Source organism: Deinococcus sp. AJ005 (genome assembly GCF_009017495.1).
Classification (GTDB): Bacteria; Deinococcota; Deinococci; order Deinococcales; family Deinococcaceae; genus Deinococcus.
The window spans coordinates 1,704,859-1,719,941 of record NZ_CP044990.1; the positions used below are offsets into that span (position 1 = coordinate 1,704,859).

General features: G+C 64.3%; 15 protein-coding genes. 7 read left to right on the forward strand and 8 right to left on the reverse strand.

Going from position 1 to position 15,083, the window contains the following annotated elements:
- The first annotated feature begins 22 nt into the window (after positions 1–22).
- Positions 23–838, forward strand: coding sequence for a hypothetical protein (locus DAAJ005_RS10005; protein WP_226342372.1), 816 nt, complete (start codon positions 23–25; stop codon positions 836–838).
- Between the two features lie 210 nt (positions 839–1,048).
- Positions 1,049–1,729 (forward strand): PspA/IM30 family protein, encoded by a 681-nt coding sequence (locus DAAJ005_RS10010; RefSeq protein WP_151846992.1) that lies wholly within the window; start codon positions 1,049–1,051, stop codon positions 1,727–1,729.
- A gap of 340 nt (positions 1,730–2,069) precedes the next feature.
- Here the strand turns inward: DAAJ005_RS10010 and DAAJ005_RS10015 are convergent, their stop codons facing one another.
- Together DAAJ005_RS10015 and DAAJ005_RS10020 are read right to left on the reverse strand one after the other, a co-directional pair.
- Positions 2,070–2,567, reverse strand: coding sequence for a pyridoxamine 5'-phosphate oxidase family protein (locus tag DAAJ005_RS10015; protein WP_151846993.1), 498 nt, complete (start codon positions 2,565–2,567; stop codon positions 2,070–2,072).
- A 109-nt stretch (positions 2,568–2,676) separates the two neighbouring features.
- Positions 2,677–3,936 carry an MFS transporter gene (locus DAAJ005_RS10020; protein ID WP_151846994.1) on the reverse strand — a complete coding sequence of 420 codons (1,260 nt, stop codon included), beginning with the start codon at positions 3,934–3,936 and terminating at the stop codon, positions 2,677–2,679.
- A gap of 173 nt (positions 3,937–4,109) precedes the next feature.
- Between DAAJ005_RS10020 and DAAJ005_RS10025 the strand changes: the two genes are divergently transcribed.
- Complete coding sequence (locus tag DAAJ005_RS10025) at positions 4,110–5,033, forward strand: aldo/keto reductase (protein ID WP_151846995.1); 924 nt, start codon at positions 4,110–4,112, stop codon at positions 5,031–5,033.
- A gap of 339 nt (positions 5,034–5,372) precedes the next feature.
- On the opposite strand, the gene pgl is transcribed toward DAAJ005_RS10025, so the two are convergent.
- Genes pgl through gnd form a run of 4 tightly spaced genes read right to left on the reverse strand, consistent with a single transcriptional unit; the run spans position 5,373 to position 9,854 of the window.
- Positions 5,373–6,047, reverse strand: coding sequence for a 6-phosphogluconolactonase (gene pgl, locus DAAJ005_RS10030; protein WP_151846996.1), 675 nt, complete (start codon positions 6,045–6,047; stop codon positions 5,373–5,375).
- An 11-nt stretch (positions 6,048–6,058) separates the two neighbouring features.
- Positions 6,059–7,009 carry a glucose-6-phosphate dehydrogenase assembly protein OpcA gene (locus DAAJ005_RS10035; RefSeq protein WP_151846997.1) on the reverse strand — a complete coding sequence of 317 codons (951 nt, stop codon included), beginning with the start codon at positions 7,007–7,009 and terminating at the stop codon, positions 6,059–6,061.
- Positions 7,009–8,781: a glucose-6-phosphate dehydrogenase gene (zwf, locus tag DAAJ005_RS10040; RefSeq protein WP_151846998.1), complete on the reverse strand. Its 1,773-nt coding sequence runs from the start codon at positions 8,779–8,781 to the stop codon at positions 7,009–7,011. Before zwf ends, DAAJ005_RS10035 begins: the two co-directional genes overlap by 1 nt.
- Positions 8,778–9,854, reverse strand: coding sequence for a phosphogluconate dehydrogenase (NAD(+)-dependent, decarboxylating) (gnd, locus tag DAAJ005_RS10045; RefSeq protein ID WP_151846999.1), 1,077 nt, complete (start codon positions 9,852–9,854; stop codon positions 8,778–8,780). Before gnd ends, zwf begins: the two co-directional genes overlap by 4 nt.
- A gap of 209 nt (positions 9,855–10,063) precedes the next feature.
- On the opposite strand from gnd, the gene mqnC reads away from it, so the two are divergent.
- The gene (gene mqnC / locus DAAJ005_RS10050) at positions 10,064–11,260 is read left to right on the forward strand and encodes a cyclic dehypoxanthinyl futalosine synthase (protein WP_151847000.1); all 1,197 of its coding nucleotides are present in this window, start codon (positions 10,064–10,066) and stop codon (positions 11,258–11,260) included.
- Positions 11,261–11,371: 111 nt separating this feature from the next.
- On the forward strand, positions 11,372–11,692 hold the full coding sequence (locus DAAJ005_RS10055; RefSeq protein WP_151847001.1) for a hypothetical protein: 321 nt from the start codon (positions 11,372–11,374) through the stop codon (positions 11,690–11,692).
- Here DAAJ005_RS10055 and DAAJ005_RS10060 read toward each other — a convergent pair.
- Positions 11,682–12,203 carry a GNAT family N-acetyltransferase gene (locus DAAJ005_RS10060; RefSeq protein ID WP_151847002.1) on the reverse strand — a complete coding sequence of 174 codons (522 nt, stop codon included), beginning with the start codon at positions 12,201–12,203 and terminating at the stop codon, positions 11,682–11,684. The two genes, DAAJ005_RS10055 and DAAJ005_RS10060, sit on opposite strands and share 11 nt — an antisense overlap.
- Positions 12,203–13,135, reverse strand: coding sequence for a hypothetical protein (locus tag DAAJ005_RS10065; protein WP_151847003.1), 933 nt, complete (start codon positions 13,133–13,135; stop codon positions 12,203–12,205). The genes DAAJ005_RS10060 and DAAJ005_RS10065 overlap by 1 nt, the downstream gene beginning before the upstream one ends.
- A 154-nt stretch (positions 13,136–13,289) precedes the next feature.
- On the opposite strand from DAAJ005_RS10065, the gene DAAJ005_RS10070 reads away from it, so the two are divergent.
- The gene (locus DAAJ005_RS10070; RefSeq protein WP_151847004.1) at positions 13,290–14,174 is read left to right on the forward strand and encodes an NAD(P)-dependent oxidoreductase; all 885 of its coding nucleotides are present in this window, start codon (positions 13,290–13,292) and stop codon (positions 14,172–14,174) included.
- Positions 14,171–15,079, forward strand: coding sequence for a DegV family protein (locus tag DAAJ005_RS10075; RefSeq protein ID WP_151847005.1), 909 nt, complete (start codon positions 14,171–14,173; stop codon positions 15,077–15,079). The genes DAAJ005_RS10070 and DAAJ005_RS10075 overlap by 4 nt, the downstream gene beginning before the upstream one ends.
- Positions 15,080–15,083: the final 4 nt, after the last annotated feature.

A 15,083-nucleotide genomic window follows, 5' to 3' on the forward strand; every position in this document is an offset into this window, starting at 1 on the left:
GCGGCGCATAGCATGCGGCCATATGTCCCCGCACCCCAATCTGCCCCATCTGCCCTTCCGGCGAACCCCTGCGCAGGCGTTGTTTCTCAGCGCGGCCCTGAGCCTCGGCGTCCTGCTGCCGGGGGCTGCCTCCGCACAGACCGCCGCGCCTGCGCCCAAGCCCGCTACGTCGTCCGCCGCTACCACTGAAGCGGCCAGCGCGATTGCCATTGAGGTCAGCGCCGCCGTGAAGGGGCAGATCGTCAGTTGCCCGACTGGTCTCAAACTCAGCCCGCGCGCGGTGTGCCTGTACGTGCCCAGCAGCGTGGCGTCGCTGCGTCCGCTGATTGCGGGCAAGCTCAGCGGGCGCACGGCGGGCGGATGGAAGACCAGTGGCAAGGCCAGCACCCTGCTGGTCAGCCAGAAGGCGGGCGGACCGCTGGGGGCCTTCGTGCTGCTCAGCGCCCTGAACGACAAGGAAAGTCTGGTGGTGGTGGACGCCGCACAGGCCAAGGTGTCCGCCGCCAAACCCGCCACCCCGGCAGGCGTGACCAAAGGCCAGCCCTACGTGCTGGGACGCGATCTGGCCGGAGTGGTGAGCGTGACCAGCCAGGGCGGCGGCAACTACCGCCTGACCACCGAGGACGGCTCGGTGCTGACCGTCACGGTGGGCCGCAAGGCCGCGCAGACCAGCAACGGCACGGTGGAACTGCCCCTCGCGCCCGCCACCGACGGCACCAACCTGATCTTCCCGCTGGACGGCCTGCGCTCGCTGGGCTGCACCGTCACGCCCGCCGGGACCAACCTGACCGTGGCCTGTGGGGCAGACAGCGTCGGATTGCGGCCCATCGTTTTCTAAGTCGATTGGAAAAGAGAGGCGGGCGTGTCAGACACGGTTCCCGCCTCTTCTTCTATTTTCCAGACGGCCTCGAAAAGCCTTCAGACGGTCTTAGGGTCCGGCTCATGACGCCTGTGGGGGCAACCCAGCGGGCGTGAAGTGCGTAATCATAGCTGCAATCGCCCGCCACACAGAAGGGGCGTTGTCCATACTCTCAAGGAGGATTTACCCATGAGCATTCTCGACCGACTGTCCCGGCTCCTGCGCTCCAACGTCAACGACATGATCAGCAAGGCCGAAGACCCTGGCAAGATCATCGAGCAGGCCCTGCGCGACATGCGCGCCGCCTATGGCGAGGCCCGCAGTGAAGTGGCCGACGCCATGAGCCAGAACGCCAAGCTGGAACGCGAGGCGAACACCAACCGCCGTCTGGCCGACGAATATGGCAAGACGGCCGAGGAAGCCCTGCGCGGCGGCAACGAGGATCTGGCCCGCGAAGCCCTGCGCCGCGCCCAGAACTCCAAGGATCTGGCGACGGGCTTTGACGAGCAACTCGCCACCCAGACCAGCACCGTGGACCAGCTCAAGACCCAACTGCGGGCACTGGAAGCCAAGATCGACGAGATGGAATCCAAGAAGTCGCTGCTGGCGGCCCGCCAGAAAACCGCCCAGGCCAGCGAAACCCTGGACCGCGCCACGGGCTTCAACAAGGCTGGGGGCGCGATGGACGCCTTCGAGGAAATGGAGCAGCGCGTATCAGGCATGGAGGACCGGAACAAGGCCATGACCGAGTTGCGAACCGACAATGACATCGACGCGCAATTGAAGGACCTGGGCCGGGACCGTGACATCGACGACGCGATGGCCGCGCTGAAGGCCAAGGTTCAGGGCGATTCGGGAGCCAAGAGCTGATACGGATTCAGCTTGATTCCTTGTACGGGTTCCGTTCGTAACGCGGCAGGAATCGGAACAGCTCCGATTCCTGCACTACATGTCCGAAACCCGTTTTCCTTCTTCTCTCTATCGTCGCGAAGAGACTGTCGTTGTAGGAGAGCACCTGTATGGGGCTACTCCTCCCCATGACGGGTACAGCCCGAAAAGAGGACGCTGCTCCTCTGCTCCTCTGCTTCGCAAGTCCGCTCGGATTACAGCTATTTTCTACATGATTTAATCGGTGTCTGTATCAGACATAGAAAATCCCCGCCATCCAGAAAGTCAGGTGACGGGGCACAGCTTAAAGTCGGAGACAGGGTTACAGATTGACAGTTTCGTTGTTGCCCATATCGCCACGCTTGCCCGTCACTGCACCTTTGGCCAGCTCGTACAACGCCTTGACCTTGCCGGGACCTTCCCACAGCTCTGCGCCGTGGGTACTGATCTTGATCAGTTGGACGTTGGGATCTTCCTTGCCGCCCTCGAAGTATGTCTTGTAGAAGTCGCTCCACAGCTCGTCCAGCTTGGCGCGGTCCTCCACCAGTTCGGCGGTGCCAGTCAGGCTGACATAGTTGCTGTCGTCTGGGTTGGAGTAGCTGACGTTCACCTGCGGGCGCTGGCCCATGTCATGGACGCCCTCGGTGTCCTTGCCGCCGATGAACCACAGGTCGCCGTCATACTCGGTCTGCTGGGTGGTCATGGGGCGGGCGTGCATATGGCCAGCGTCGGTCACGGTGGTCAGCATGGCGAACTTGACGTCCTTGATGATGCTGGCAATGTGCTTGATGGATTGCTCGCGGCTCAGATCGTCACTCATAAGGCTGAGCTTGCCACGCACAGGCCAGGGGCTGTAGGATTTTCCGCACCGTCTAAATGAGAGATCAAGGAACCCGGCAGGGAGATTAAGTACACTTCCGCCAGTACGGCTATGCCGCTGCCTGCTGCCCCTGGTGCGCGTTGTCCGGCACCTTGCGGACCAGCAGCACGCCCGCGATGAAGAACAGAGCTGCGATGCCGAAGACCAGTGTGTAGCCGAAGTTGCCGCCCCGCGCGTTGCCCCAGTCCAGCAGCGCCCCCTGCGGCGCACTGCTCATCTGCGGCGCAACAAAGGCCACGTGCCAGATGCCCATGTCGCGGGCGTAGCTGCTGGCACTGGGCATGGCGTCGCTGCCCAGCGCCCAGTCCACGCTGGTAAAGGCCCCGAAGCCCAGCCCGAAGAACAGCGCCAGGGCCAGCGCCACCGGGTAATTGGGCGCGACGAGCAGCAACAGTGCAGCGGCGGCCATCGCCCCACCCGCCACGTAGATCACCGGCTTGCGGCCCACCCGGTCACTGATGCGCCCGCCGATCAGCGCCGAGACGATGCTGCCCACGATGATGCAGGCCAGCATGATGCTGGTGCTGGTGGGGGCGTCGGCCTGGCGCAGCACGTCGCGGTTGTAATACTGAAGGAACGGCTGCACGCTGTACTGCCCCAGCGAGAACAGCACCCGTGTCAGAAAGACCCACAGGAACGCCTGATGGGCGAACAGCTCCCGGATGCTCAGGGTCTTGCCCCCGGCTGTTGCCAGAGGTTTGGGATTGGTGGCCTCGGGGATGCCGCGCATGGTAACCAGGGCGGGAATGAGCAGCACCACGGCGATCAGCACGAACGACACGATCACCGGCAGCTTGAGAATCCCCACCGCGAAGGCCGCCACCGCGCCCAGCAGTTGCCCCGCCGCCTGAAGCAGCGCCATCACACCGCTGTAACGCCCACGCTGCTCAGGCGGCACCAGTTGTGGGATTAAAGCCGAGTACGGCGCAGTGGCGTAGTTGTTGCCGAACTGGACAAAGAGAAAGCCCAACACGTAGACCCAGAAGCCGTTCATGCCCGTCAGGGTCATGGCGGCGAAACCCATCACCGCCAGACCCACCAGATTGACGGTCACGCCCAGCCGCATGTACGGCAGCCGCCGCCCGGTACGGTCACTGTGCGCGCCCACCAGTGGCGGTAGGATCAGCGCCATTACCGCGCCAATCGCAACCAGTGCGCCCAGGTAGGTGCCCTTGCGAGCCTCGCCCACGAACATTTCCACGTTGGCGGGCATCAGGATCAGCAGCAGCACCAGCCAGTGGAAGGCCGTGCCGAACCAGAAGGCGGACAGCACCCACGGCTGGGGCGGACGGGCAGTGTCGGAGGTCATTGCGCGAAGTATAAGCGCGCCGTGAAGGGAACAGCTTCAGACTCGAACGCGGCTGAGATGGCGCGGGACCCCGTTGTCTGCGCGATTGTTGTGCCCAGAAAAGACACCCTCCACCAGGGAATTGTGGCCAGCGCCTCATGGGCGGGCCGCCCCCCCGGCACACAATGGGGGCCATGCAGCAACGCAAACTCGGCAAGAATGGTCCCAACGTCTCTCTGGTGGGTCTGGGGTGCAACAACTTCGGGGGCCGACTGAATCAGGAAGCCACCAATGCGGTAGTGAGGGCGGCACTGGACGACGGCATCACTCTGTTCGACACTGCCGATATCTACGGCAATCAGGGCGGCTCGGAAACCATGCTGGGCAAGGCGCTGGGATCAGAGCGTGGCAACATTATTCTGGCTAGCAAATTCGGAATGGACATGGGCGAGGCGGGCCAGGGAGCCAGACCCGAGTACATCCGCAAGGCGTTGGCGGCCAGCCTGAAACGCCTGGGAACCGATTATCTGGACCTGTACCAGCTTCATAAGCCGGACCCACAGACGCCGCTGGCCGACACGCTGGGCACGCTGAACGAACTGGTGCAGGCCGGGCAGGTGCGGGCCATCGGCTGCTCCAATCTGGACGCGGCGGGGGTGCGGGAAGCGGCGCAGATTGCAAAGGACCACAATCTGACCCCCTTCATCTGCGCCCAGGACGAGTACAGCCTGCTGGTGCGGGACGTGGAGGCTGAATTGCTGCCCACCCTGGAGGAATTGAAGATGGGCCTGCTGCCGTACTTCCCGCTGGCAAGCGGTCTGCTGAGCGGCAAGTATGGCCCAGATAACATTCCCGAGGGCACGCGCTTCGCCTCCTCACAGGGCGCGCAGGATAAGTACATGACCCCGGACAACTGGCGCAAGGTGCAGGCGCTGGAAAAGTACGCCCAGGCGCACGGCCATACCCTGCTGGAGCTGGCCTTTAGCTGGCTGGCGGCCCAGCCCACGGTCGGCAGCGTGATCGCCGGGGCCACCAAGCTGGAACAGATCGCCCAGAACGTGAAGGCGGCAGGCTGGGAGCTTGACACCTCGGAAGTGGAGGCCATTCTCAAGGGCTGACTTGGCGCGGCGGTGGACAGGCAGATCATGGCTGGCGGATAACGGTTCAGCCCACCCCATACAGATAGATTCCCTCTATTTCGTGCAGGAATCGGGACAGCGTTGGGTTCTGCACTCCACGCCCGGAACCTGCTTTTCTCCTGATTGATCCCTTGTCCAGAACATCCTGTCGTCGTGAGATCGCACACATGCAGGGCGACTCCTTCACATACGGGCGCCTGGACGCCCGTTTGGATTTTCAAGTGTTGCCGACACGTTCCCACCCGATGAGAACAGGAGTCTGCACGACATCACAGACTCCTGTTTTCCCCAGACGAGCATAAGTTTAGTGGTTCGCCCTCAACTCTCCAGTTCGCGTGTGGCCGCCGCATCTACGAACCAGACTGGATTCTCAAGACGCGCCACAGGATGGTCCCCGCGCCCCGCCTGCACGTCGGCCAGCGCTTCGGCTTTCTTGTCGCCAGACACCAGCAGCCAGCGCTGCCGGGCCGCGTTGATCTCGGGAAAAGTCATGGTGAGTCGCCCGGTGTCATGCTGTGGCACCCAGTTGGCCACCACGCGCCCGCCCGCCTCCAGCGCCGCCGTGCCGGGAAACAGGCTGGCGGTGTGGCCGTCATCGCCCATGCCCAGCAGGTTCACATCCAGGCACTCGGGCAACAGGGCGGCGTAAGCGGCGGCGGCCTCTTCCAGCGGGCGGCGTTCGCCCTCCATCCGGTGAATCTGGGAGGCAGGTACCGATACATACGACAGCAACTCGCGCTGCGCCGTGCCGTAATTGCTTTCGGGACTGTCTGGGCCGACGCTGCGTTCATCGCCGAAGTAGATGTAGACGGCTTTCCAGGGAATGTCCGGCAGGTCACGTAAGGTGGCGTACATCAGCTTGGGCGTGCTGCCGCCCGAAAGGGCCACATGAAAGGCCCCGCGCGCCGTCACCGCTTCGCGCGCCACGCGGGCGAATGCCTCGGCAGCCGCGTCCGCTGCCGCCTGGGCTGTAGGAAAGACACGTAAGTTCATGGCTGCCCCATTCACAGCGTCGCCTTGGCCAGCTTCCAGGCGCGTTCAAACATCTCGCCGCGCTCCGGGCGGGCCATCACACGGCCCAGACCCTCGGCCAGCGACATGGTGGGAACGTTGACCTCCGTCACATGCTTCTTGTCGTCCCAGACAGATTCCACACGAACAGTCTCAGCCTCACCCGCCGCCAGCGTGAAGCGCACACCGTCGCCGGAGAGTTCCACGCCACACAGATCGCCGTTCTCACGGCCACAGCGGGCCGCCTTGAACTCGACATTCTCCAGGTTCTTCCAGCCCAGTGTGTCGGCCACGAATCCGGCATACAGGCGGGCAGGCAGGTCCTTGCCCCCAGCATGGCGCACGGTCAGATGGTCCACTCGCGGCAGTTGCCGGGCGGCGTCGGGGCTGTCGAAGATCTGGGCCAGTGCCTCGCGCCAGCTTGCGGAGCGGCTCCAGCCCAGATCGGCCAGGGCGTAATGCCGCGCCGGGGGAATGTCCAGCGTCAGGCTGTCCGCGATCACCTGATCGGCGATATCGGTCAGCTCGCGCATCAGCAGACCCTCGGGCTTGGTGTCCGAACCCCACCAGACATGGTTGACGGTGGCGGGGCGCAGCAGCGGCAGAATCGCGCCCTGAAGCTGCTCTGTGCTGGCGTCGATGGTCAGCCGCTCCACGAACGTCCCCCGGCGCTGGGACACCAGACTGGCGTGGACCATCAGATCGTCGGTGCCGTCCATCACGCCGATGATCTGCCGCCCGGCGTAGCGGCCTTCCAGGCCCGCCAGCGCCTCCTGAACCCGAGAGAGGTGTTTGCGGACGGTCAGCGCGATGATGTTGCCGGTGTAGGCCCGCGTTTCCACGTTGGTCTGGGACCACAGCTCGTCCAGCGTGATCTGCGCCTTGCGGACGCTGGTCTCGACCGGGCCGACGGTGCTCGTCGCAGGAGCGGTGGGGGCAGCCATCACAAGCGCCTCCAGCGGCGGCCCTCGCCAATCAGCGTCTCGGCTTCCTCGGGTCCCCAGGTTCCGGCGGCGTAGTTGGGGAAGTCGGGGGTCTGGCCCTTGCCGGGGCGCACGTCCCAGGCTTCCAGAATACCGCTGACGATCTGCCAGGCGTGGTCCACCTCGTCCTCGCGCGGGAACAGGGTGGCGTCGCCGATCAGCGCGTCCAGCAGCAGGCGGGAGTAGGGGCTTTCCAGTTGCGCCCCGAAGGCGTCATAGCGGAAGTCCATGACCACCTCGCGCAGCACCATTTCCTGACCGGGGGACTTGGAGCTGAATTTGAGGCTCACGCCCTCATCCGGCTGGATGCGGAAGGCCAGCACGTTGCGTTCCAGGCCCCCAGGGAAGATGCCCAGCGGGGCACGTTTGAAGACCACGGCGATTTCCGTGACCTTCTTGGGCAGCCGCTTACCGGTCCGCAGGAAAAACGGCACGCCCTGCCAGCGCCAGTTGTCGATCTCCAGCTTGACCGCCACGTAGGTAGCGGTGCGGCTGCCCTCCTTGACGCCGGGTTCTTCCTGATAGCCCGGCACCTTCACGCCGTCCATGCTGCCTGCACCGTACTGACCGCGCACCGCCACTTCTTTCACCCGGCCCAGTGGAATGGGCTTGACGGCCCTCAGCACCTTGGTCTTCTCATCGCGGATGGCGTCGGCGTCGAAGGCGGCGGGCGCCTCCATCGCGGTCAGCGCGAACAGTTGCATCAGGTGGTTCTGGAGCATGTCGCGCACGATCCCGGCTTCCTCGTAGTACCCGGCGCGGCCCTCCAGACCCAGATCCTCGGAGGCGGTGATCTGCACATGGTCCACGTAACCCCGGTTCCACAGCGGCTCGAAGATGGCGTTGCCGAAGCGAATCGCCATCAGGTTTTGCACCGTTTCCTTGCCCAGATAATGGTCAATCCGGTAAACCTGCGACTCGTCCCAGGTGTCGTGGATGGCCGCGTTCAGCTCGCGGGCACTCTCCAGATCGCGTCCGAAGGGCTTCTCGATCACCAGTCTGCGCCAGCCCTCCGACTGATCGGACAGTCCCAGGCGGCCCAGGCCATTGCTGATCGGCTCGAACAGGCTGGGCGGCGTGGACAGGTAGAACAGCGCGTTCTTGCGCCCGCCGTGCGCTTCCTCGGCGCGGTCCAGCTCCTTGCCGACCAGCTCATAGACCTCGTCGCCGCCAAATTCGCCAAACTCGTAATACAGCAAGTCGCGGAATTTTTCCAGGCTGCCGGGCTGGATGGCGTCCGTTTCCTTGCTCTCCTGAAGGGCCTTGATCGCATAATCCTTGAACCCCTCGTCGGTCATCTCCTGACGGCCCACACCCACAATGTTGAAAGCACTCCCCAGCAGGCCGTCCTGCCACAGTCCGAAGATGGCGGGCAGCAACTTGCGGCGCGACAGATCGCCGGTCACGCCGAAAATGACCATTGTGGCCGGTTCGGGGGCGCGACTGCGGCGCATGGTGGTGCGGAAAGGGTTCTGGCCGTCTGCTCCCGGTTTGCCGGTGGATTTGCGCGGCCTGGCGGCAGCTTTCGGGGGCGCTTTTGTCTTCGGTGCGGCCTGCGCCACGCCCACTTTCTGCGAGGCGACTTTTTCCTTCACGGCCTTCTTGGTGGTGGAGGCAGAGTCTTTTTTGGTGACAGGCTTCTTAGGAACGGGTTTCTTAGTAGCTGCCCCACTGGAGGCTGGCTTGGACGGCTTCTCCGGCTCCGCCGACTTCTTGCCGCGTTTTAAGGTCATTTGTCGCCCTTAACGCGTTCGTGGCCCGTTTCACCCAGTTGTTCTTTCATGGAACCGTCGCCCTGATTTTTTCCTCTGGATGAGGGGATATTTTGTGGCGCGGCCATGCTGGGGTGATCGCCCGGCTGAACTTCGGGCACGAAGCCTTCCTTCTTGGGTGTTTCCAGGGTCTTGACCGCGTGACCCCCGAAGGCGCGGCGCATGGCCGAGAGCATCTGCCCGGCATAGCTGGTCTCCTGCTGGCTGCGGAAGCGCATCTGCGTGGCCAGGGTCATAACCGGTGTGGGCACGCCCTGCTCGATGCTGTCGATGATGGTCCAGCGTCCCTCACCACTGTCGGCCACGTAATCCGAGAGCTGATCGAAGTCTGCCGAATTCTTAAGGGCCTCGGCAGTCAGGTCCAGCAGCCAAGAGCGGATGACCGAGCCATAGCGCCACAGTTCGGCGATCTGGGCCATATCCAGTCCAAATTCTTCCTTGTGGCGCATGAGTTCAAAGCCCTCGGCGTAGGACTGCATCATGCCGTACTCGATGCCGTTGTGGACCATCTTGACGTAGTGGCCGGAACCCGACGGTCCCATGCGGCCCCAGCCCTGGGTGGGCGTGGGGGCCAGCACTTCCAGCACCGGGCGCATGCGCTCCACGGCTTCCTCGTGGCCGCCCACCATCATGGCGTAACCCTCCGAGAGGCCCCAGACGCCGCCGGAGGTGCCCACGTCCACCATATGGATGCCTTTCGCACCCAGTTCCTCGGCGCGGCGCATGGTGTCCTTAAAGTTGGAGTTGCCGCCGTCCACCACGATGTCGCCGGGGGCCAGACGCTCCCCCAGATCATCGATCACCGACTGCGTGATCTTGCCGGACGGCACCATCACCCACACGGCGCGACTGCCGGGTTCGCCCAGCGCCGCGATCAATTCGTCCATCGTGCGGGCGCCCTTCGCGCCCTGCTTCTCGATCAGGGCGACGCTGTCCTCGCTGCGGTCATAGCCCACCACTTCCTGGCCGCCGCGTGTCAGTCGCAGAACCATGTTGCCGCCCATCTTGCCCAGGCCGATCATTCCCATTTTCATAGCGTTTACCTCCGGGTGTGGGAACCGCTTCCAAAAATCCTCTCCAGCAGTTCCCGATGTCGCTCTCACTTTTCAGAAAGCATGATACGCGCGCCCTTTCTTGGGAGAAACTTGGGCTGATCTTCATTGCGGCGGGCGTGACCCGTTTCACGGCGCTGAGCGTGTTTCAGGGGGCAATAGACCACCTCTGGGGGTGATAACTTGACCGCATGACCGCCCTTTCCCCCACTTCACCTGCCCAGGCATTGGGAACACAGATGCTGGACAAGGCCGCGCGCGGCGAACGCCTGAATGCCGCCGAGATCGAGGCGCTGTATGGACTGCCGCTTCCAGAAGTCGCCGGAGTCGCCAACGCCCTGCGCCTGGACCGCCGTGACCCGGATACCGTGACCTTTCTGATCGACCGCAACATCAATTACACCAACGTCTGCAACGTGGGCTGTAACTTCTGCGCCTTTTACCGCACCAAGCGCCAGAAAGACAGCTACACGCTGGACTACCAGGAAATCAGCGCCAAGATCGTGGAACTGGAAGAGGTGGGCGGCACCCGCATCCTGATGCAGGGCGGCGTGAACCCGGAGCTGGGGCTGGACTACTACACCGGGCTGCTGCGCCACATCAAGGCGAATCATCCCACGATTCGCATTGATGCCTTCTCGCCTGAAGAAGTGCTGTTCATGGAAAAGAATTTCGGGATGAGTCTGGACGCGCTGCTGGACACGCTGATCGAGGCTGGGCTGGACGGGTTGCCGGGGGCGGGCGGCGAGATTCTGGAAGACGACGTGCGCGCCCGCGCTGCCCCCGCCCGCATCCGCAGCGAGGACTGGTTCCGCATCATCGACGCGGCCCAAAGCAAGGGGCTGTATACGATTGCCACAATGGTGATCGGCTTCGGCGAGACCTTCGCGCAGCGCACCAGCCACCTGCTGAAGCTCCGTGAGCAGCAGGACAAGGCCAACCACGATTACAACGGGAACGGCTTCTCGGGCTTTGCCATGTGGACGCTGCAAACCGAATACACCCGCCTGCACGGCAAGGCTCCCGGCGCAACCGCGCACGAGTACCTGCAACAACTGGCCGTGGCCCGCATCGCACTGGACAACTTCGCCAACATTCAGGCGTCGTGGCCCGCGCAGGGCTTCAAGGTGGCGCAGGCCGCGCTGTATTACGGCGCAAACGATCTGGGGTCCACCATGCTGGAGGAAAACGTGGTCTCGGCGGCGGGGGGCGGCGGACGCCACAAGGCCACCGTGCGCGAACTGGTGCGGATCGCGGTGGACGCCGGATTCACCCCGGCCATCCGCAACAGCCGCTTCGAGATCATCGAATGGCCCGACGTGCAGGCCGCACTGGGCCGACACGAGTCCAACCCCGAAGAAGCCCGCGCGGTTGGGGCGGCTGGTTAAAGAGTGCTGGCGCTGGCCGTCGTTATCTGTGAGAGCGGTCCAACCGAAACGCAGGAGCATTCGCTCCCGGCCACGCGGGTTTCAGCCGCGGCGGAGGCCGGGGAACTGCTGGTGCCCGAAGACCCCAGCCCCTGGCAGGCCGAGGCCCGCTTCATGGTCAACAACGCCGACGAACTGCTAGAGCTTTTGGAGGTCTCAGGCGTGGCGGGCCGCCCGCACCCCCCGCAACTCAGCACGCTGGTCAGCGCCGATCTGCTGTTCGAGGACGGCGACATCACCGGGAAAACCTGGCTGACGCGCCCTGATCTGTCCCGGATGCAACCCCATGCCACGCCGGAATTGAAAGGGCGAATCAATGCCTGGGACGCCTTCGCGGGGGCGCTGGAAAATGCTGGACAGGCCAGTCGCCTGATCATCTGGTTTATCCGCTGATCTGATCCGTTTTACCGTTCAGGAGCAATTCCACGAAGGCCAGATCCAGCCAGCGCCCGAATTTGCGCCCCACCTGCCGGAAATGCGCCACCTGCACGAAGCCCAGCCGCGCATGAAAGGCCAGACTGCCCGCATTGTCGGCGGCCACTCCACCTACCATGACGTGAAAGCCTCTGGTGCTGGCGTCTTCAATTAGTGCGGTCATCAGGAGCGTTCCCAGGCCCGCGCCACGCAGGCCGTCACGGATATAGACGCTGTGTTGCACCGTGCCAGCATAGCCGGGCTTCTCACGGAAGGGGCCGTAGGTGGCCCAGCCGATGATCTCGTCTGCATCTTCCAACACGAGGATGGGCCAGCCTGCCGCCCGCTTATGGTCAAACCACGCCAGCCGGGTGGTCAGCGAAACAGGTTCCAGGTCATATGAGGCGGTGGTGTGCCACACGGCATAGTTGTAAATCTCCAGCGTGGCGGGAATGTCGGCGCGGGTTGCGGGGCGAACGACGGGCAGCATCAGACCTTGAGATCGTCTGCGTTCCGGGCATCCGCCGACTTGCCGAAGCGGTCTTCCAAAAAGCGCTTGTGGGTCAGCATCTCGCGCCCGCCCGCCATCAACGTGGTGTCGATGATGCCCTGCACCGCGTCCAGCAGCAGATCGAGCTGTTCGCGCAGCAGATCACGGCCCGTCTTGCCGTCCTCAATGATGGCCGTGTCGGCACGGGTAGGCGGCAGCTTCAGGTAGGCGTTGACGGCGGTGGGCACGTACTCCTCGCGGATGGCGCGTGCTAAATACTCAGCTTCGCTGCCCTGCTGGCCCAGCCCGTGCAAATGCGTCAGCGCTTCTTTTGTCCGCAGGTTCAGCGCGATCAGTTGCGCGCGGGCCTCGCCGGGCAGGCGGCTGTCGCGCATCCAATCCGTGTAGGGTTCAGGAGCGGGCGCGGCAATTTTGGAGAGGGGAACCTTGCCCTGGGCCTGCGCTGCCGGAACCACCACTTTCTCCTTTTCGCCAAACCACGAGCCGAATGAAAAGCCCCCGGCGTGTTCGGGCAGTTCGGCGGGCGACTTGCCTTCTTCGACAGATTTGCTGCCCCGTCCCATGTACGAGAAGGCGGCAGTGAACAGCCAGATCATGAACATGATCGCCAGTGGATAGATCATCCAGCTCGCGCCTCCCAGCATGAAGAAGCCTGAGGCCACCAGCGCCGCCAGCAACGCGGGCCAGCGCTTCTGCCAGTGGCCGAACGCGGTGGACCCGAAATAGCCCAGCAGCATCCCCGCCGCCGGATGTACGTCCCAGTCGGCACCCAGCACCGCCAGCAGCAGCAGCAGAGATGAGGCGAAAGCCACCGCCTCCCACTGCTGCCCGCGTCTAGAGAACAGCACCGAGGCGAACAGGGCCAGTGCCATTCCCGCCGCTGGATGAACGATCCAGGCGATAGCCTCCATCAGAATTGCTCCGCCGTCATGCCCCAGCCTACTGCTCTGGCAAGGCGAAAGAATGGGAAAGCACAGTTTGAAAGCCAAACCAGCCCCGCCTCTAAAGATTGCACCGCGTTCAATTTCAGACATTGACCCGGCCATTGCGTCTAGCCTGTACAGAATGAGAACTGCCGCATTTCTGGGCTTGGGCGCGATGGGCGTGCCGATGGCCGCCGCGCTGGGCCGCCGCGCCGCCGAAACCGGGGGCCGCCTGCTGGTCTGGAACCGCCATATGGAAAGGGCGCAGGCACACGCCGCCGAGTACGGCACGCAGGCCGCCACCCTGGAGGAACTCGGGCAGGCCGGGCTGATCTTTACCTGCCTGCCCACCAGCGCCGACGTGGACGAGGTGATCGGGCAACTGGAGGCGCACCTCAAACCCGGTACGGTCTGGGTGGACTGCACCAGCGGCCACCCGGACGCGGCACATGCACAGCGCGCACGCCTGCTGGAACGCGGCGTGCGGTTTCTGGACGCCCCGGTCAGCGGCGGCGTGAACGGCGCAGTCGCGGCCAACCTGACCGTGATGCTCGGTGGCCCGGCGGACGAGGTGGAGGCGGTGCGCGGCGAACTGGCCTTCGCGGGCAAGATCGTGCATGTGGGCGATACCGGGGCGGGCTTCGCGGTCAAGGCGGTCAACAACGCGCTGTTGGCCGTCAACTTGTGGGCAGCGGGCGAGGGACTGGCCGTTCTCGGCAAGGGCGGGGTAGATGTGGGCGCGGCGCTGGAGGTCATCAACGCCAGCAGCGGGCGCAGCAACGCCACCGAGAACCTGATCCCCACCCGCGTGCTGACCCGCGCCTTTCCGCCCACCTTCGGGCTGGGGCTGCTGGCGAAAGATACGGGCATTGCGATGGACGTGGTACACGCAGTGAAGGGCAGCGCCCCCGTACTGGCGCAGGTGGACGCCCTGACCCGCGCCGCCGCGCAGTTGATCGGCCCGGATCAGGACCACACCGCCATGCTGAAACTGGTGGAGCAGATGAACGCACAGGAGATCAAATGACACAGGAAACCGGAAAGCCACCCCAGAAACAACACTTTGCCGTCGCCACCGATGGAGGACTGGACGCCTTCGAGGGCCTGAACAATGCCGTACCTGTCGCGCCCTTTTCTGTAAATTTCGGAGATAAGAGCTTCCGTACCGACGAGATTTCGCGCGCCGATCTATTCAGGGAACTGGAGACCAACCCCCAGCACCCCACCAGCAGTCAGCCCACGCCGCAGGAATGGGCCGACGCGATCCGCCAGGCCACCTCGACAACAGATGTGCCGCAGGTACTCGCCGTGACCATCAGCGCGGGCCTCAGTGGCAGCCGCAACGCCGCCGATCAAGCCAGGAGCGTGGTGGAGGGCGTGGACATCCGCCTGCACGATTCCGGCACCCTCAGCGCGGCGCAGGCGTTTCAGGTGCATGCCGCGCAGACGGCTGCGTTGCGGGGCGAGTCACTGGAGACGGCGCTGGAATGGGTCCGCGCCGTGCAAAAGGAAACCGAGCTGTATTTCACCATCGAAACGCTGGAATACCTGCGCCGGGGCGGGCGCATCGGGCGGGTGCAGGCCACGCTGGGCGGGCTGCTGAATCTCAAGCCGGTGATCACGGTAGACAAGGCGACGGGGGCATACACCAACGTCAGCCGCGCCCGCAGCTACAAGGGCGGCATCGAGGCAGTGGGCCAGCAGGTCACCCGGACCTACGGCGAGGGCACGCCCCTGCGCGTGGGTCTGCTGTACGGCACGGTGCGCGAGGACACCGACATGCTGCTGGAACAACTCAAGGGGCGGCATCCCATCGTGTGGTCCGGCGCAGTGGGCATCAATCCGGTGCTGAATGTCCACACCGGGCCGCGTGCGCTGGGGGTGGCGGCAGCGCCGGGCAAGTGGCCGTGGGAGCGGGAAAACCAGAAGTAGGCTG